Consider the following 18,088-nt stretch of genomic DNA (forward strand, 5'->3'; position numbering starts at 1 on the left):
GCGGTTCTCCTCGGGTCACGTTCGGCGGGTCCCTGCGGCGAGCTCGCGCCCCAGATGGGCGGCGATCTCGTCGACGTGCGGCGGGTCGAGCAGCGACAGATGGTGTCCCGTGACCGGTACGACGGTCAGGCGCGGGCACACCTCGTCCCAGCCCAGGGCCGGGTCGTCGCGCTCGTAGGCGGGGTCGCGCACGGTGTGCGGAGCGGGTTCGGTGGCCCGGTACAGGACCACCGGCCCGTCGTGGCGGCCCGGCGCGTGGGCCTCGCCGATCCTCAGGTCCAGGTAGGAGGAGCGCTGGTGCTCCAGGACGGCGGGCGGTACGTCGGCGGCCGCGCGCAGGACATCCAGCACGGTGTCGATGCGCTCGCCGTCGTCGTCCATGGCGACGAGGTCGTCGTACGGCAGGTCCAGCGCGACCCCGTAGGTGTCCCGGACGTGACGGGCGAAGCCCTCGAAGTGGGCGCGGAGCCGGTCGGCGGGCGTGCGGCCGGGCCGGGACAGGGGCCGTACGGAGTCGATGAGGACCACGAGATCCACCTCCCGGCCCGCGGCGGTGAGGTGCCGTGCGGTCTCCTGGGCGACGAACCCGCCGAAGGACCAACCGCCCAGCAGGCAGGGCCCGTCGGGGTTCAGGGCCATGACGGCTTCGGCGTAGCGGCGGGCCTTCCCGGTCACCGTGAGGGCGTCCTCCAGGCGTTCGAGTCCGTACACGGGCCGGTCGTCGCCCAGGCGTGCGGCGAGGGTCCGGTAGACGTCGGTCGTTCCGCCGGCCGCGTGCACGAGGAAGAGCGGCGGCCGGGTGCCGGTGAGGCGCAGCGGGCGCACCGGGCCGGTCCGGATCCGGTCGGCCGCCTCCTGGACCGTGGTGGCACCCAGCAGGTCGCGCAGCGGCAGTCCGACGCCGAACTCCCGCTCCAGGGCGGTGCGGACGCGGACCGCCATCAGCGAGTCCAGCCCGAGACCGGCCAGCTCGGTGGCGGGGGTGATCCGGCCGGCGGGGTGCCCGGTGACGGCCGCGATGTGGTGGCACAGGCGAGCGGCGACGGAGGTGTCCTGCCCGGCCGGCGCCTCCTCGGCCGGTGCCTGCGGCAAGGCGGGCGTGCGGGCCGGTGAGGCGCCGCGTCCGTCCGTCCACCAGTGCCGCACGTGCCTCCAGCGCGGCAGGGGCAGGTCGACGACCCGCCCGGCGGGCAGGGGCAGCCGCGCGCCCGCGCAGTACAGGGCGCCCACCTGCGTGAGGAAGTCGGCGCATCCGTCGGCGTCCCGCCGCAGTGTGCCGATCGCGAGGGCGCCGGGCGCGTTCTCGGTGACGGCACGGCTCAGGACCGGGTGCGGGGAGATCTCCACGAAGGCGGTGTGGCCGTCGGCGGCGGCCGCGGCGACGGCCCGGTCCAGCCGTACGGGCCTACGCAGGTTCGCGGCCCAGTGCGCGGCGTCGAAGACGCAGTCGCCGCGCGGGTCGTCCAGGACGGTGGAGTACACGGGCACCCGGGGCGCCCTGCCGCCCACGTCGGCCAATGCCTCGGTCAACTCGCCTAGCAGTGGCTCCACTTGGGGCGAATGACCCGCACCGACGACCCGCATGGACCGTGCGGTGCGCCCCTGCCCCTCCAGCCACCGCACCAGACCCGCCACCGCCGGTTCCTCGCCGGTGACGACCTTCTGCCCGGGCGAGGAGTGGACGGCGACATGTACACCGGGGAAGTCCCGTGCCATCACGTCGAGTTCACCGTCGGCAAGGTCGACGACCGCCATCGCCCCGCCCCTCAGCCGGCCGAGCAGCGCCGCCCTGACGGAGACGATCCGGGCGCCCTCCGCGGGGTCCAGGGCGCCCGCGCAGACCGCCGCGGCCACCTCGCCCAGCGAGTGGCCGATGACGGCTGCGGGTTCGACGCCGTAGGAGCGCCACAGCTCGGCGAGCGCCACCTGGAGACCGAACAGCACCGGCTGGGCCACCTCCAGCCGGTCCAGCCCGCTCCCGGACGCGAGCCGGTCGGACAGGGACAGTCCGCACTCCGCGTCGAGCTTCTCCACGGCGGCGGCGAAGGCGGGCTCCTCGGCCAGCAACCGGCGTCCCATGCCGGCCCATTGGCTGCCGTACCCGGAGAAGACCCACACCGGGCCGGGCCCTACGAGATCGCGCTCACCGGTCACCACCCGGCCGTGCGGGCGGCCCTGTGCCAACGCGCGCAGCCCGTCCGCGAGTTCGTCCCGGTCCCGGGCGACGACCGCCGCGCGCACTGCGCCGCGACCCGCCCTGCCCGCCAGGGTGCGGGCCACGTCGGCCGGGTGCGCGGCCGCGGTCCGGACCCAGTCGGCGAGCCGGGCCGCGGTGTCCCGCAGCCGCTCCTCGTCCACGTCGGACAGGACGTGGAGACGGGCGCCGGGTTCCCCGGCCGGGCGCGGCGGCAGGACGCCGGGCCGCCATTCCTCCAGCACGGCATGCGCGTTGGTGCCGCCGAACCCGAACCCGGAGACCCCGGCGACGGCCGTACCGCCGTAGCGCGGCCAGGGCTCGCCCTCGGTGACCACGCGCAGCCGTTCGTCGTCCAGGGCGCTGCCCTCGGCGCAGTGCAGGGACGGCGGGACGACGTCGTGGTGCAGCGCCAGCACGGTCTTGACCAGCCCGGCGATGCCCGCGGCGGCCTCCAGGTGTCCCAGGTTCGACTTCACGGAGCCGAGCAGCAGCGGCTGGTCGGGGTCGCGGCCCGCGCCGAGCACCGCGCCGAGCGCGCCCGCCTCGATGGGGTCGCCGAGGGGGGTGCCGGTGCCGTGCGCCTCCACGTGGTCGACCTGGGCGGGGGCGAGTCCTGCCCGGGTGTACGCGGTGGCCAACAGGGACTGCTGGGCGGCCGGGTTGGGGGCGAGGAGGCCGTTGGAGCGGCCGTCGGAGTTGACGGCCGTGGCGCGGATGACGGCGAGCACCCGGTCGCCGTCCCGCTCGGCGTCGGACAGCCGCTTCAGGAGCACGGCCGCGCAGCCCTCACCGCGTCCGATGCCGTCGGCGTCCGGCGCGAACGGTTTGCACCGTCCGTCCGGGGCGAGGGCACCCGCCCGCCGGAACGCCACGGAGACGGCGGGGGACAGCAGCAGGTTGACGCCCGCGGCGATCGCCGTGTCGCTCTCGCCGGTGCGCAGGCTCACGCAGGCGTGGTGCACGGCGACCAGCGAGGAGGAGCAGGCGGTGTCCACGGCCATGCTCGGCCCACGGGTGTCCAGCACGTACGCCAGCCGTCCCGCGGTCACGCTCAATGCGCCGCCCGCCGGGGCCCAGGGGTCGACGGCCGCCGGGTCGGCGCCGGTGAGGGAGCCGTACTCGGGGGCGGAGACCCCGACGAAGACGCCGGTCGCGGTGCCCGCGAGGGAGGCGGCCGGGACGGCGGCGTGGGCGAGGGTCTCGTGGACGACCTCCAGCAGGATGCGCTGCTGCGGATCCATGACGGCGGCTTCGCGCGGGGTGATGCCGAAGAAGGCCGCGTCGAACCCGGCGATGTCGTCGAGGTAACCGCCGTACGGGGGCGCGTCCTCGGGCGGAAAGGGGGTGAAGTCGCGCCAGCGGTCCGCCGGGACCCGTCTGATCGCGTCCACGCCGTCGGTCAGCAGCCGCCAGTAGTCCACGGGGCCGTGCACCCCGCCGGGCAGACGGCAGCCGAGGCCGACGACGGCGACGGGCTCCGCGGCGGGAGCCGCCGTGGCCGGGACGGGCGGTGGGATCTCCGACGGTGTACGGCACAGGTGCGCCACCAGCGCCTCCCCGGTGGGCGCCTCCCACAGCAGCGTCGGCGGGAGTTCCCCTCCGGTGACCCGGGAGAGGTCCCCGGCCAGCACGACCGCCTCCCGCGAGGACATGCCGAGGTCCGCCAGCGGCCGGTCCATCGGAACGTCCGCGACGGCCGTGCCGGTCCACCCGGCGACCCGCTCCGCGACCAGCCGGCGCACCGCGTCCGCGTCCACGGCCCTCACGCGGCGCCGCCCGCCCCGTAGGCACCCGCCAGGTACCGCTCACGTGTCAGCGCCCGCGACACCTTGCCGCTCGACGTCCGCGGCACCGTCCCCGGCGGGACGACCAGCACCTCGGCGAGCCGCACGCCGTGCCGCCCGGACACGGCCGCCCGCACGTCCCGGACCAGAGCGGGTACGTCGATCTCCGCGAGGCTCGTGGTCCGCGCGTGCTCGGCCACCACGACGACCCGTTCACCGCAGGCTCCGGCCACCCCGAACGCGGCGAGCCGGTCGCGCCGTACCGCCGGGTGCGTCTCCTGGACGGTGGCCTCCAGGTCCTGCGGATAGTGGTTGCGCCCGTCGACGACGATGAGGTCCTTCAGCCGGCCGGTGACGATCAACTGCCCCTCCAGGACCGTCCCCAGGTCACCGGTGCGCAGCCGGCCGTCCGTGCCGAAGACGCGCCGGGTCTGCTCCTCCCGGTTCCAGTAGCCGCGGCCCACGTTGGGTCCGCGCACCTGTATCTCGCCGACCTCGCCCTCGGACAGAGGGGCGCCGGAGACCGGGTCGACGACGGAGACCTCCTGGCCCACCGGGGTCCCGCAGCCCGCCAGCAGCACGGCGCGGGGATCGTCGGGCCGCGCGGGCAGCGCCTTGCCCTCGGCGAGCGCGTCCCGGTCGAGGGCGAACCGCCGCACCGGCTCCCCGGGCCGGGCGGCGCTGACGAAGACGGTCGCCTCGGCGAGCCCGTACGACGGGCAGTGCGTCGTGGCCGAGAGCCCCTGTCCGGCGAACGCGGCCCGGAACCGCTCGGCCGTGGTGGGCCGGACCGGTTCGCTGCCGTTGATCAGCGCGACGACCCCGTCCAGCCGCAGGTCCGCCTTCTGGTCCTCGGTCACCGTCGAGGCGCAGTAGTCGTAGGCGAAGTTGGGCGCCGCGCTCAACGCCCTCGGGTGGGCGGACAACAGCCGCAGCCAGCGCGCGGGTTCGTGCAGGAAGGCGACCGGGTCCATGAGCACCGACAGCAGCCCGCGCACGACCGGGGCGGCGACACTGAGGACGAGCCCCATGTCGTGGTAGAGCGGCAGCCAGCCCACAAAGGTCACCTGCTGGGCGTCGGCCCCGTAAGCGCCCAGTGCCTGCCGGGCGTTGGCGACGACGTTGGCGTGGCCGATCTCCACCCCGGCCGGGGTGCGCGTCGACCCGGAGGTGTACTGGAGGTAGGCGATCTCCCCTTCGGGGGGCGGGAGTTCCCGCGCGGCGGCGTCCGGCACCCCGTCCACGGCGACGACCCGGGCGGTCGTTCCCTCGCACAGGTCCCGCGCCGCCTGCTGGACCTGACCTGTCGTCAGCACCACTGCGGGGCTCGCGTCGGCCAGGACGGCCGCCAGCCGGTCACCGTGGCCGGGCAGGCCGGGCGGATACATCGGTACGGCGACCATGCCGGCCGCGAGCGCTCCGAGGAACCCGGTGACGTACTCCAGACCCTGGGGGCACAGCACCGCGACCCGTGCCCCCGGCTCGGCCTCCTCGGCGAGCCGGGCGGCCACCGCCCGTACGCGCACGTCGAGCCGGCGCCAGGTCAGGGTGCGGTGGACACCACGGGAGTGCGGGGCGGGGTGGTCGACGAAGGTGAACGCCCGGCGGTCCGGGGTGGTGCGGGCCCAGTGGTGCACGTACTCCGGCAGACTCCGGAACGCGGGGGCGAGCGGGGGACGGCGGATGTCCATCGGGCAGGTCTCCTCGCGGGGCAGGTCAGAGCGGGATGTTGCCGTGCCGGCGTTCCGGCATCGGGGCGCGCTTGCCGCGCAGCGCACGCAGGGCACGGCAGATGTGGGCGCGGGTGTCGCGCGGGGCGATGACGGCGTCGACGTAGCCGCGCTCGGCGGCCGGATAGGGCGTCCCGTGGGTGTTCTCGTACGCGTCCACGAGACGGGCCCGCAACGCCTCGGGCTCGTCGGAGGCGGCCAGTTCACGCCGGTGCAGGACGCCCACCGCGCCCTCGGCGCCCATCACCGCGATCCGGGCGGTGGGCCAGGCTAGGTTGACGTCGGCGCCCAGGTGCTTGGAACCCATCACCGCGTATCCGCCGCCGTACGCCTTGCGCACCACCACCGTCACCTTCGGCACGGTCGCCTCGGCGTACGCGTACAGCAGTTTGGCGCCGCGCCGGATGATCCCGGCCTGCTCCTGCCGCACCCCGGAGAGATAGCCCGGCACATCGGCGAAGGTCAGCAGCGGAATGCCGAACGCGTCGCAGAACCGCACGAACCGCGCGGCCTTCTCGGAGGCGTCGATGTCCAGCACCCCGGCCGCGTGCAGCGGCTGATTGGCGACGACACCGACGGACGTGCCCTCGACGAGGGCCAGCGCACAGATGATGTTCGGCGCGAACAGCTCCTGGACCTCCAGGAGTTCACCGTCGTCGACGACCGCCCGCAGGATGTCCCGCATGTCGTAGGCCTGCCCGAGCCGGTCCGGCACGATCTCGTCGAGCGGCACGTCGGCGGGGGGCGGCAGCGGGGCGTACTGCGGCGGCCGCTCCAGGTTGTTGACGGGCAGGTACGACAGCAGCTCCCGTACGGTGTCCAGGGCCTCGATCTCGTCGGCCGCGAGGAAGTGGGCGTTGCCGCTCAGGGAGTTGCTGGTGCGGGCGCCGCCCAGTTCCTCGGCGCTGGTGCGCTCCCCGGTGACCGCCTCGATGACGTCGGGCCCGGTGACGAACATGTGCGAGGCGCCGTCCACCATCACGGTGAAGTCGGTGATGGCGGGGGAGTAGGCGGCCCCGCCGGCGCACGGGCCGAGGACGACGGAGATCTGCGGGACGACCCCGGACGCCTGGACGTTGCGGCGCACCAGCTCGGCGTAGAGGGCGAGGGAGACGACGCCTTCCTGGATGCGGGCGCCGCCGCCGTCGTTGAGGCCGATGACCGGGCAGCCGGTCCTGAGGGCGAGGTCCATCAGCGCCACGGTCTTCTCGCCGAAGGCCTCGCCCATGCTGCCGCCGAAGACCGTGGAGTCCTGCGAGAAGACGCAGACGGGCCGCCCGTCGACCGTGCCGTAGCCGGTGATCACACCGTCCCCGTACGGGCGGTCGGCGTCGTCCCCGGTGGGCCGGGCCCGCACGAACAGACCGGTCTCGGTGAACGAGCCGGAATCCAGCAGCAGGTCGATCCGCTCCCGGGCGCCGAACTTGCCGCGTCTTCTCGGCCTGTTCCCGGCCACGGCCTGCGCCCGGCGGGCTTCGAGCGCGAGGACGCGGTCGGCGGTGCGGTCGGGCAGACGTGTCGTCGTCACCTCTAGTGTCACAGCCACCTCCGAAGTGGCCTTCGAATATGGCAGCGCCCCCGGCGCGGGCCGAGCCCCGGGCCGTTCTGTTTGCGCGAGGTGAGTCCCGGGAGGCCGGCCTTGCTCCGTCGGTGACAAGGGCAGGTGCACGGCGAGGGCACGCCCTGTGCGCTGCATTTGAGACAACCTGGTCGGCGGGAAGGTGCAGACCTATTCCGGAGGTCCGCCTTTTCGCAGGCCGTGAGAAGCCGTGTGCGTGAATCGAACCACGTGAATGAGTCAGTTTTCCGATTCGGTTCGACCTCCCGGTTGATAGTTCAACGGGGGCGCTGCAACAATCCCGGTCCTGGCCTCGTCGCCACCCCCCGACTCCCCGGCCCGACCGCCTGACAAGGCTTGTCGTAAAGCGCGCAATTCGAAGCGCGTGAATTCCAGATTCACCATTCCCCCACAGTCCGCACAATGCATGACTCCGGCGTGCCTTCGAAGCGACGACCGGCGCGGCAGTAAAGAAGGTGCATGTGTCACGGCACTCCACCCCGGGGCTCGGCGGGCCGCCGAACCCCTTCGAAGCGGGCCCCGGACCGGCCCGGCGGCCCTCGGTGTCCCACCGGTCCTCGGTGTCCCGCCAGCCCGCCTACCAGTCGCTGCGCCGCCGCCACCGGCGCTTCGGCGTCCGGGCCACAGCTGTCGCCGTCGGCGGTTTCCTGCTGTACGTCCTGCTGTCCAGCTTCGCGCCCGGCCTGATGAACACCCCCGCCAGCGGCCACCTCACGGTCGGACTGGCGCTGGGCCTCGGCCAGTTCGCGCTGATGGGCCTGATCGTGTGGCGCTACCTCGTGCACATGCGCACCCGCGTCACCCCCGTGGTCCGCGGGCTGCGCGGTCTGGTCCGCCACCAGGCGAGCGCGGAACGCGAACGGGCGGCCTTCGAGGCGCGCACGGCCCCCCGTGAGGAGGAGTTCCGCCCATGGTGACGACCGGCGCCTCCGTCGTGGACCGCCTCAGCCTCCAACTGACGCTCGTGCTCTTCCTGTCCGTGGTCGTCGTGACCCTGTTCACCGCGTTGCTGACCGCACCCCAGCGCGACGAGATCGGGGAGTTCTACCTGGGCAACCGGGCCATGTCCCCGCTGCGCAACGGGCTGGCCATGTGCGGCGACTATCTGTCGGCCGCAACCCTCCTCGGCAGCACCGGACTGGTCGCCCTGACCGGCTACGACGGACTGCTCTACCTGTGCGGCACCGCGGTCGCCTGGATGATGGTCCTGCTGCTGATCGCCGAACCCCTGCGCAACACCGGCAGGTTCACCCTCGGCGACACCCTGGCGCTGCGCCTGTCCCGCATGCAGCGACCGGTCCGCCTCGCCCTGGCCCTGTGCACGCTGGCCATCGCCACCCTCTATCTGGTGGCCCAACTCGTCGGCAGCGTAGCCCTGTTGACTCAGTTCACGGGTGAGCCCAGCACGGCCACCCGCACCCTGTGCGTCGTCGTCATCGGCACCGTCGTCATCGTCTACGCCGCCATCGGGGGCATGCCCGGCGCCACCTTCATCCAGGTCGTCAAGGCGGTCATGCTCATCTGCGGGGTCAGCGTGACCGTGGTGATGGTGCTGCACCGCTTCGACTGGAACTTCGAGAACCTGCTCGCCGCGGCCGCGGACAACAGCGGGCAGGGCGAGCGGTTCCTGGAACCCGGACTGCGCTACGGCGCCAGCACCACCAGCAAACTCGACTTCTTCAGCCTCCAGTTGGCCATCGTGCTCGGCCTCGCCGCCCTCCCGCACGTCATGATGCGCCTGCTCGCCCCGAAGTCGGCCGACGTGCTGCGCACCTCGGTGGTGTGGGCTATGGGCCTGGTCAGCTTCGTCTGCCTGGCGGCCGGCGTCCTCGGCCTCGGCGCCACCGCGGTGCTGACCGGCGACACCATCGAGGAGAACGACCGCACGGGGAACGCGGCCGTCCTGCTGCTGGCCCACGAACTCGGCGGCGCCGTCCTGACCGCCCTGCTGTCCTGCCTCGCCTTCGTCACCCTCCTCGCGGTCGCCGCGGGCCTCACCCTGGCCGCCGCCTCCTCGCTCGCCCACGACCTCTACGGGGAGGTGATCCGCAAGGGCCGGGCCACGCAGACGGAGGAACTGGCCGTGGCCCGGCTCGCGGCGGCCGTCATCGGCGTGCTCGGCATGCTGCTCGCGCTGATCTCCTGGGGCGCCAACTCCGCGACCCTCGCCTTCCTCGCCTTCGCCATCGCCGCGTCCGCCCTCCTGCCGACCCTCGTCTTCACCCTCTTCTGGCACCGCTTCACCGCGCAGGGAGCTCTGCTGAGTCTGTGCGGGGGGCTGCTCACCTCGGTGCTCCTGGTCGTCTTCTCCCCGGTCGTCTCCTCCGTCCCCGCCTCGCTCTACCCGGACGCCGATTTCGCCTGGTTTCCCTTGCAGAATCCCGGAATCGTCTCCATCCCGGCCGGCTTCCTCCTCGGTTGGCTGGGTTCGGTGCTCAGTCGTCCCGAAGCAAAGGAGACATACGAGGACTTCGAAGTGCACACCCTCGTCGGAGCCGACTAGCCGATTTCCGCCGACTTTTCGGGGAACCGTGTGGCGAACACGTGGATATTTCGTCGACAGCGGAGCACGGCTTGCGGCGACAACTCCCGTGCAGTAATTAGGTGATGTATGAACTTGTTCAACCGTGGCACCATGTTCCGTCGCACGGACCGCGCGGAAGCCGCCGACGATTCCCAGCCCCCCACCGGGTCGTCGGCCACTGCCACAGCCGTCCTTTCCGACCCGCGACTGGCGGCCCTGACCGGGGAATGGGCCATCGACCCCGCACACAGCAGGATCGGCTTCTCCGTACGCCACGCCATGGTGACCACCGTGCGCGGGGCGTTCACGGAGTACCAGAGCCGCCTGTACTTCGACGGCCGCGACCCGTCCCGTTCGAAGGCGGAGATCATCATCTCCACCGGCAGCGTCGACACCGGGGTGGAGCAGCGCGACGGCCACCTGGTGGGAAGGGACTTCCTGGACGCCTCGACCTACCCGCGCATGCGGTTCGTCAGCACCGCCGTGGAGCCCGTCGGTCCGGACGTGTACCGGATGACCGGCGACCTCACCATCAAGGCGACCACCCGCCCGGTGGTCCTGGAACTCACCTACATCGGCCATGTCACCGACCCCTTCGGCTACCAGCGGGCCGGGTTCGACGGGACCACCACCATCAACCGCTCCGAGTGGGGCCTGACCTACAGCACGAAGCTCGCCGAGGGCGGTGCCATGGTCAGCGAGAAGGTACGCCTCCAGTTCGACATCGCCGCGATCCGCACCCCTCCGGTCGGCTGACCGGCACCCGCCACGCACGTGGAGCGGGCCACGGACTTATCCGAGTCCGTGGCCCGCTCCACCGTTGCGCGGGGTGTCAGCGTCCGCGCACCAGCCCGGCCAGATAACGCCACAGGGAGGAGCGCGGCCGTACGGTGCCGGCCTCGTCGGCCGGACCGGCCCCGGCCGCGGCGGGCAGCGGCGGGAGCGGGGGCACCGGCTGGGCGGGCGTGCCCGAGAGCGTGTACCGCACCGGAAGCGACCGCAGCCCGCGCATGAACGGCGAGGAACGCCAGGGCAGTTGGTCGACCGGCAGCGACAACTCCAGCCCGGACAGCCGCTCGAAGAGCCTGCTCACTCCGATCGCCGCCGCGCCCCCGGCCAGCTCCCGGGCCGGGCACTGCCGCGGACCGGCGCCCCAGGACAGATGGGCCCGCGTGCTGATGGTCGACTCGGGGCACACCTTCCCCGCGAAGGCCGGGTCGGCGTGCGCGGCACCGACCGACACCCACACCGGATCGCCCGCCGTGATGGTGTAGTCGCCGAGCCGCATGTCCTTCACCGGGAAGCGGGGCACGAAGTTGATCAGCGGCGGCTTCTGCATCACCACCCGGTTCATGGTCTCCCTGATCAGACCCGCCGACAGGCTGGCGCTCGCGGGGAGGTTCCCGGTGATGACCTCGACGACCGTGTTGGAGATCAGGATGCCGACGTGGTCCGAGGTCATCCCGAGCAGCATCATCAGCTCGCGCGACAACTCCTCGACGCTCAGGCCGGGATGGGAGGCGAGCAGATAGGAGGGGAAGTCGTCGCCGGGCTCCTTCATCTTCGAGGCGCCGAGCTCCGACAGCGTGGCCAGCAGCCGCTCCAGGGCCGGCCCCGCGTCCGGTCCGGCGTCCAGCACCCGCCACATGTCCATCAGCGCGTCGTCGTGCTGGGAGCCCGGGAAGCCGAGCAGATGACTGGCGACCATGAGCGGCAGCGGCCGGGAGAACTGCGCGGACAGGTCCGCCCAGCCGGTGCGGCCGCCCTGGGTGAACAGTGAGATCAGTTCGTCGGCGTCCCTGGTGATCTGGGCCTTCAGCCGCTTGGCCACCGGATGCCGGGGGTCCTGGAAGGGCCGTAGCGCGGTGTCCCAGGCCACCTTCAGCCCGCGGTAGCCCTCACCGCCCTGGATCAGGACATGGTTGACGTCCAGCGACGGCGCGAGCGGCCAGTCCTCGGGCAGCCGCCCCTCCCGCCGCGCCCGCCAGTTCTCCAGCCCCTTCGGCCAGGCGTGGTCGTCGCGGAGGACCTCGTACGCCTCCTCGTAGCCCAGCACGAGCCAGACGGGGACCCCCAGCAGGTCGACCGGCGCGACCGGACCGTGCGCCCGGCGCAGCCGCTCGTACACGATCGCCGGATCCCGTTCGTAGTCGCGGGTCATGAGCGGTTCGAGGCTCATCGACTCCAGCGACTCGTGGCCGGCCGCCGATCCACTGTTCAGTTGAACCCCCATGGCTTCCTTTCCTCGCTCAGGCGCTACGCCAGGGTAATGTGACCCCCCGCGCTGCCTCCATGGCGGGGGGTGATTACCGACCCGGCGCTCCGGGAAGCCGGCCAACGGCGAACGGCACCGCCCGGGGACGGTGCCGCCGCTGCCCCAAGTCGGCTGCTACGGGGTCCACTTGACGTTCGGGTTCACCTTGCCGGTCCAGTTGAAGACGGCCATGTTGTCCCAGCCGTTGCCGCTGTTGGCGATGTCGGCCGGGTCCCAGCCGTTGCCGGTCACCGCGTACCAGGTGGGCTCCCAGTAGAAGACCCCGATCGCGCCGTTGCTGCGGGCCGCGTTCTGCACGGCGGTGAAGTTGTCCGCCTGGCCCTGCCAGGTGAGCGGGTAGCCCGAGCAGCCGGTCGTGATGGAGTTGGCGGTGCCGTCGGCGTCGGCCGAGGTGAACGGGTAGGCCGTCTCGGCGATGACGACGTCCTTGCCGTACCGGGACTTCATGTCGGCCACGACGCTGCCCATGTTGGCGATCGTGCCGTGCCACGGGCAGTAGTAGGACAGCCCGGTGATGTCCCAGTTGACGCCCTTGGCCTTGATGCCGTCGTAGAACCAGCGGGCGTTGGCGTCGCTGTCGGCGTCCGCGGTGTGGATGACGACCCGGGTGCCGCTGTTGCACGCCTTGGTCGCGTTGTAGCCCGACTTGAGCAGCAGACTGAGGTTGGTGAAGTCGTTGTTGACGACCTTGCCCTCGTTCCACAGCATGCCGACGTTGATCTCGTTGCCGATCTGCACGCTGTCCGGGGTGGTGCCCTGCGACTTGAGGCTGTTGCAGACGTCGTACGTGTAGTTGTAGACGTCGGTCTGCAACTGGCTGATGGTGTGCCCGGCCCACGCCGCGGGCTTGTTCTGGTTGCCCGGGTCCGCCCAGGTGTCGGAGTAGTGGAAGTCGACCAGCAGTTGCAGCCCCTTGGCCTTCACCTGCTTCGCGTACGACAGCACCTTGGCCTTGTTGTTGTAGCCGCTGGCCGGGTTGTTCCAGACCCGCAGGCGGACGTAGTTGACGCCGAGGCCCTTGAGGATGTCCAGCGGGTCCCGGGCGGTGCCGCTCGCGTCGTAGTACTTGGCACCGAGGTCGAGGGCGCGCTGGGCGGTCGACACGTCGGCGCCGCGCATGGTGAGCGTCCCGGCCGCGGAGGCGCTGGTGGACGTGGTGAGCAGGGATGCGGGCAGGGCGAGGGCCACCAGGAGCATGGCGGCCCTCATCAGGCGACGCGGACCTTTGACGGTCATCCCGACCTCCTTGTCTGACATGACCATGTGGATAAGACTCCGTGAACGTTCACAGTAGGGAGTGAGTTCAGAGCTGTAAATACATGTGTCCGCAGCATTTCGTGAGGTGGAAGCCGTGCTTCCTGAGCGGGTTCGTCTGTGTACGTACACAGCCCTCCCCTCGGGACGCGGCGAGTGCGGGAGAAGTACGCGTACTTCCTGGAGGGGGCACTGACCAAGCCGGCCGCCTAGGAGGGGACCGGCCTCGACGAGGACGCGCTGTCCGAGCCGCGCCCCTGCGCCCTGTGCGGTCGCCCGGCCCGTCACCAGGTCGAGGGCTTCCCCCAGCAGCTGGACCCCGCGGACTGCGGAACCGGCGAGACCTCGCCGAGGCCCCAGCCCACGAGGGCGGCCCCGCGCGAGGTGAAGGTCGTACCCGTCGGCCGCCGGGTACAGGCGGCCGGCACCCCGGACCCGATCGCCGCCGCCGTGGCGGGAGCCGGGTGCCCCGTCCCCGTCAACGGGCCGTGGAGCAAGGCACCCTGAACGTCCGTCAGTGGGGCCGCGTCGTACGGGCGTGGCCGCGGGCGACGACGTCGCCGTCAGCGGGTGGGGATGCCGAGATCCCCGGCGACCGAGTCCGCGCGGACGAACACCGACACCGGGTACTGCTCGTCGCAGTACTTGTTGCCGGACGACACGATGCCGACCACTTTGCCGCCGCTGATCAGCGGTCCGCCGGAGTCGCCGGGGCAGATGCTGTCGGTGGTGCCGGGGCGCGGCATGCCGCACAGCATCGCGGCGGGGTCGGTGTCGGGCTCGGTGTACGGCCGGCAGTCGGGGAGGGGTGAGAGGACGAGCTTCGTCTGCTTGAGAACGGTCCCCTTGACGCCTGGCCCGGTGCGTCCCCAGCCGAGCACGGTGGCCCTGCGGCCGTCGGCCACCAGCTTGCCGTCCCGGGGGCCGGCCACCGGGATCGTCCGGTACGGCATCGGCCCGTCCAGGGTCAGGACCGCGGCGTCGTAGGCGGTACCGGGCCCGCCGTACCGCGAGTCCAGCCGGGCCGAGGTGACCTGCCGCTCCGTCCCGTCGGTGCCGTCCACCCGGGTGCGGCCGCCGATGACCGTCAGCGTGGACACGTCGCCGGCGGTCTGCACGCAATGGGCGGCCGTGAGCACCTCGGTGGGCGCGATGAGCGTGCCGCCGCAGAACTGGCTGCCCTCGAACTCGATCAGCATGGCGTACGGCCGGGCCGCCGTGGTGGCCGGGCGGCCGCCCTTGACGGCTGAGGCGGGCGCGGCGGTGGACCAGAGCGCGGCCGCGGCGAGCACGGCGGTGGTGGCGACGGCCGCCGTGCGCCTTCCGGAACGGAATTTTCTGGCAGCGCGGATCGGCATGGTGGTTTCCCCCTGAAGTGCTCGGCGCGGGGCGTGCACCGGCCCGCGTGATGAGGTCGGTGGGAAGGACGAGCCGTGAGGGTGAAACGGTTGCCGGGGACGCCGTGATCCGTTTCGGGTGCAGGCCCGGGGCGGCGCGGGGACGACCGTGTACGGGCCCCTGGCCGTCAGCCCGGTGAGCCTCAGGGCGTGCGGAAGCCGCGGAAGGTCACATGCCTGCGGGTCTCGAAGCCGAGCCGTCCGTAGAGCGCGATCGCGGCGGTGTTCTCCTCGGCCACGTGCAGGAAGGGGCGTTCGCCGCGGGCCAGGATGCGTGCGGTGAGCACGTTCAGCAGGCGGGCGGCGTGGCCCTGTCCGCGTGCCTCGGGGGCCGTGCAGACGGCGCTGATCTCGGCCCAGCCGGGCGGCCGGAGCCGTTCGCCCGCCATGGCGACGAGCCTGCCGCCGGCGCGGATGCCCAGGTAGGTGCCGAGTTCATGGGTGCGCGGCAGGAACGGCCCCGGCCGGGTCCGCTCGACGAGGTCGAGCATCTCGGGCACGTCGGCTTCGCCCAGTTCCACCACACCGGTGCGGGCGGGGTCGGAGAGGCCCAAGAGGCCGGTGCCGGACCGGATCATCTGACGTCCTTCGAGGGTGAAAACCGGCGCCCAGTCCGGCGGCGGGGTGCCCTCGCCGCTGAACAGGTCGGCGAAGGCACCCGGGCCCAGCAGCCGTGCCAGGTCGTCCCAGTCCGCCGCCTGCGGAACGGGGGACACGGCGGCGAAGGTCGCGACGTCCGGCAGATAGGCGGCGGCACGACCGTGCCGGCGGGCCAGGCCCGTATGCCGCCCCCGCAGGGACGACCCCACCGGATCGTCGAGTACGGCCGCATCCCCGCTCGTCATCGTGCTGTGCCTTTCTCGGAGCGACGCCGGCTACGCGGAAATGCTATGCCGCCCTTGGAACTCGCCGCGCCCGCGGGCTCGCGGCGCCGTCTGGTGCGTACGCACCAGGACCCGTGGGCGGCTGGTCCGGGGGAACCAGGGCGGGTCGGCGACGCAGGACGATGTCCGGCGGGGCGCCGGAAGGAAGGGTTGCAGACGTGCGGATCCCGCACGTTTCCCTTGCCTAGCGGCGTCTGGAGTGATCGACAGGTGGCTACTTATCTCTACCGGATCGGACGGTGGGCCTTCCGGCGACGCCGGCTCGTGGGCGGTCTGTGGCTCGGTGCCCTGCTGCTGGCCGTCGCCGCGGCCGCCCTGGCGCCGGCCGGCGAGGACGAGGACCTCGCCATGCCCGGTACCGAGTCGCAGCAGGCGTTCGACCTGCTGGACGAGCGCTTCCCGCAGAGCAACGCCCAAGGCGCCGAAGCCCGCCTGGTGTTCCGGGCCCCGGCCGGACAGCGGGTGACGGCCGAGGCGAACAAGGCGGCCGTGGAGGACGCCGTGGACACGCTCGACCAGGGCCGGCAGGTGGAGTCGGCCACCGATCCCTACACGACCGGTGCCGTCAGCGAGGACGGCACCATCGCCTACTCCACGATCACCTACACCGCGGACGCCGTCGATCTGACCGCGCCCACGAAGAGCGCCCTCGAGGACGCCGCCGACCGGGCCCGGGACGCGGGGCTGACCGTGGAGATCGGCGGCTCCGCCCTGGACGCGGAGGAGGAGCTGGGCGGGACGACCGAGCTCATCGGCGTTTCGGTGGCGGCCGTGGTGCTGGTCCTCGCCCTCGGCTCGCTGGTCGCCGCCGGGCTCTCGCTGCTGACCGCGTTCGTGGGCGTGGCCATCGCCTTCGGCCTGGTCTCCGCGCTGACCGTGCCGCTGGGCCTGACGTCCACGGTCGCCATCCTGACCCTGATGCTGGGGCTGGCGGTCGGCATCGACTACGCGCTCTTCATCACCTCCCGCTTCCGTGACGAGCGGGCCCGGGGCAGCGAACCGGAGGAGGCCGCCGGCCGGGCGGTGGGCACGGCCGGATCGGCGGTGGTCTTCGCCGGCGCGACCGTCGTCATCGCCCTGGTCGGCCTGGGGGTCGTCGGCATCCCCGAGCTCACCAAGATGGGCCTGGGCGGCGCCGGTGCCGTGGCCCTCGCCGTACTCGTCGCCCTGACCCTGGTCCCCGCGCTGTTCGGCTTCTTCGGCCGCAGGGTGCTCTCCCGCACGGTCCGGAAGGCGGGTCGGCGCGGCGGTACGCCCCCGGTGCCCGACACGACCGCTCGGGCCGGGCTCGGCACCCGCTGGGCGCGGTTCGTGCTGCGCCGGCCGGTGGCCGTGCTGATGGTCGCCGGGCTCGGACTCGGCGCGGTGGCCCTGCCGGCGCTGAGCCTCGAACTCGGGCTGCCCGGAGACGAGTCCAAGTCGGTGGAGACCACCCAGCGCCGCGCCTACGACCTGCTGTCGGAAGGGTTCGGCCCCGGCTTCAACGGCCCGTTGACCGTGGTCGTCGACATGTCGAAGGCCAAGGACCCCCGGTCCACCACGGACCTGGTCACCCGGACCGTAGGGTCGGTGGACGGGGTGGCGTCCGTCGGCGAGCCGGTGCTCGACCGGGCGAAGGACACCGCCGTACTCACCGCCGTCCCGCGGACCGCGCCGAACAGCGCTGAGACGAAGGACCTGGTGCACGCGATCAGGGGCGCGGTCCCGGGCGTCGAGGCCACCACGGGCGCGGCCGTCTTCGTGACCGGCACCACCGCGCTGAACATCGACATCTCCGAGGCCATGTCCGACGCCCTCGTCCCCTATCTGAGCGTGGTCATCGGTCTCGCGGTGCTCCTGCTGACGGTGGTCTTCCGTTCGTTCCTGGTCCCGGTCAAGGCGGCCCTCGGCTTCCTGCTGTCGGTGGGCGCGGCCTTCGGCGTCCTCGTCGCCGTCTTCCAGTGGGGCTGGGCGGCGGACCTGATCGGCATCGAACAGACCGGACCCGTCATGTCCCTGATGCCGATCCTCATCATCGGCATCGTGTTCGGCCTCGCCATGGACTACGAGGTCTTCCTGTTCACCCGCGTGCGGGAGGCCTACGTGCACGGCGCGTCCTCCGGCGAAGCCATCGTCCACGGGTTCCGGCACAGCGGACGGGTGGTGGCAGCGGCGGCGATCATCATGGTGAGCGTGTTCGCCGGGTTCATCGGGATGCACAACCCGACCATCCAGACCATGGGAGTCGGCCTGGCCGCCGCCGTCGCCTTCGACGCCTTCGTGGTCCGGATGGCGATCGCCCCCGCGGTCCTGGCCCTGCTCGGCCGCCGGGCCTGGTGGCTGCCCCGTATCCTGAACCGCGTGCTGCCGAACGTGGACATCGAGGGTGAGGCACTGAGCGGGCGCGTCCCGGCCCCCGCGGCCTCAGCGGCCGGACCCGAGGGCGGGGTACGGCGACTTCCCGTCGGCCGGGACTGAGCCGGCC

At 72.5% G+C, this 18,088-nt stretch carries 11 protein-coding genes; 4 read left to right on the forward strand and 7 right to left on the reverse strand.

Features of this window, described 5'->3' with window-relative positions:
* Positions 1-15: 15 nt before the first annotated feature.
* The 3 genes from ACIQJT_RS25735 to ACIQJT_RS25745 are packed head-to-tail and all read right to left on the reverse strand — an operon-like array spanning position 16 to position 7,239.
* Entirely contained in the window at positions 16-3,963 is a 3,948-nt protein-coding gene (locus ACIQJT_RS25735; protein WP_402647179.1) for a beta-ketoacyl synthase N-terminal-like domain-containing protein, read from the reverse strand.
* Positions 3,960-5,672: a fatty acyl-AMP ligase gene (locus ACIQJT_RS25740; protein WP_402647181.1), complete on the reverse strand. Its 1,713-nt coding sequence runs from the start codon at positions 5,670-5,672 to the stop codon at positions 3,960-3,962. The genes ACIQJT_RS25735 and ACIQJT_RS25740 overlap by 4 nt, the downstream gene beginning before the upstream one ends.
* Positions 5,673-5,697: 25 nt before the next feature.
* Positions 5,698-7,239 (reverse strand): acyl-CoA carboxylase subunit beta, encoded by a 1,542-nt coding sequence (locus tag ACIQJT_RS25745; protein ID WP_402647183.1) that lies wholly within the window; start codon positions 7,237-7,239, stop codon positions 5,698-5,700.
* A gap of 512 nt (positions 7,240-7,751) precedes the next feature.
* Between ACIQJT_RS25745 and ACIQJT_RS25750 the strand changes: the two genes are divergently transcribed.
* The 3 genes from ACIQJT_RS25750 to ACIQJT_RS25760 all read left to right on the forward strand — a co-directional run bounded on the left by ACIQJT_RS25750 (position 7,752) and on the right by ACIQJT_RS25760 (position 10,570).
* The gene (locus ACIQJT_RS25750) at positions 7,752-8,207 is read left to right on the forward strand and encodes a DUF485 domain-containing protein (protein ID WP_402647186.1); all 456 of its coding nucleotides are present in this window, start codon (positions 7,752-7,754) and stop codon (positions 8,205-8,207) included.
* On the forward strand, positions 8,201-9,793 hold the full coding sequence (locus tag ACIQJT_RS25755; RefSeq protein WP_402647188.1) for a cation acetate symporter: 1,593 nt from the start codon (positions 8,201-8,203) through the stop codon (positions 9,791-9,793). Before ACIQJT_RS25750 ends, ACIQJT_RS25755 begins: the two co-directional genes overlap by 7 nt.
* A 108-nt stretch (positions 9,794-9,901) precedes the next feature.
* Positions 9,902-10,570: a YceI family protein gene (locus ACIQJT_RS25760; protein ID WP_365465061.1), complete on the forward strand. Its 669-nt coding sequence runs from the start codon at positions 9,902-9,904 to the stop codon at positions 10,568-10,570.
* Between the two features lie 76 nt (positions 10,571-10,646).
* On the opposite strand, the gene ACIQJT_RS25765 is transcribed toward ACIQJT_RS25760, so the two are convergent.
* From ACIQJT_RS25765 to ACIQJT_RS25780, 4 genes are all read right to left on the reverse strand, one after another.
* A complete protein-coding gene (locus tag ACIQJT_RS25765; RefSeq protein ID WP_402647191.1) occupies positions 10,647-12,047 on the reverse strand; it encodes a cytochrome in 1,401 nt (466 codons plus the stop codon).
* Between the two features lie 156 nt (positions 12,048-12,203).
* Positions 12,204-13,325: an arabinogalactan endo-beta-1,4-galactanase gene (locus ACIQJT_RS25770; protein WP_402647193.1), complete on the reverse strand. Its 1,122-nt coding sequence runs from the start codon at positions 13,323-13,325 to the stop codon at positions 12,204-12,206.
* 581 nt (positions 13,326-13,906) lie between these two features.
* Positions 13,907-14,701, reverse strand: a complete 795-nt coding sequence (locus tag ACIQJT_RS25775; protein WP_402647196.1) for a S1 family peptidase — start codon at positions 14,699-14,701, stop codon at positions 13,907-13,909.
* 182 nt (positions 14,702-14,883) lie between these two features.
* On the reverse strand, positions 14,884-15,585 hold the full coding sequence (locus ACIQJT_RS25780; protein WP_402647199.1) for a GNAT family N-acetyltransferase: 702 nt from the start codon (positions 15,583-15,585) through the stop codon (positions 14,884-14,886).
* A gap of 249 nt (positions 15,586-15,834) precedes the next feature.
* Here ACIQJT_RS25780 and ACIQJT_RS25785 point away from each other — a divergent pair, with 249 nt between their 5' ends.
* Positions 15,835-18,081, forward strand: a complete 2,247-nt coding sequence (locus ACIQJT_RS25785) for an MMPL family transporter (protein WP_402647201.1) — start codon at positions 15,835-15,837, stop codon at positions 18,079-18,081.
* Positions 18,082-18,088: the final 7 nt, after the last annotated feature.

Source organism: Streptomyces sp. NPDC091972 (assembly GCF_044756385.1).
GTDB lineage: Bacteria > Actinomycetota > Actinomycetes > Streptomycetales > Streptomycetaceae > Streptomyces.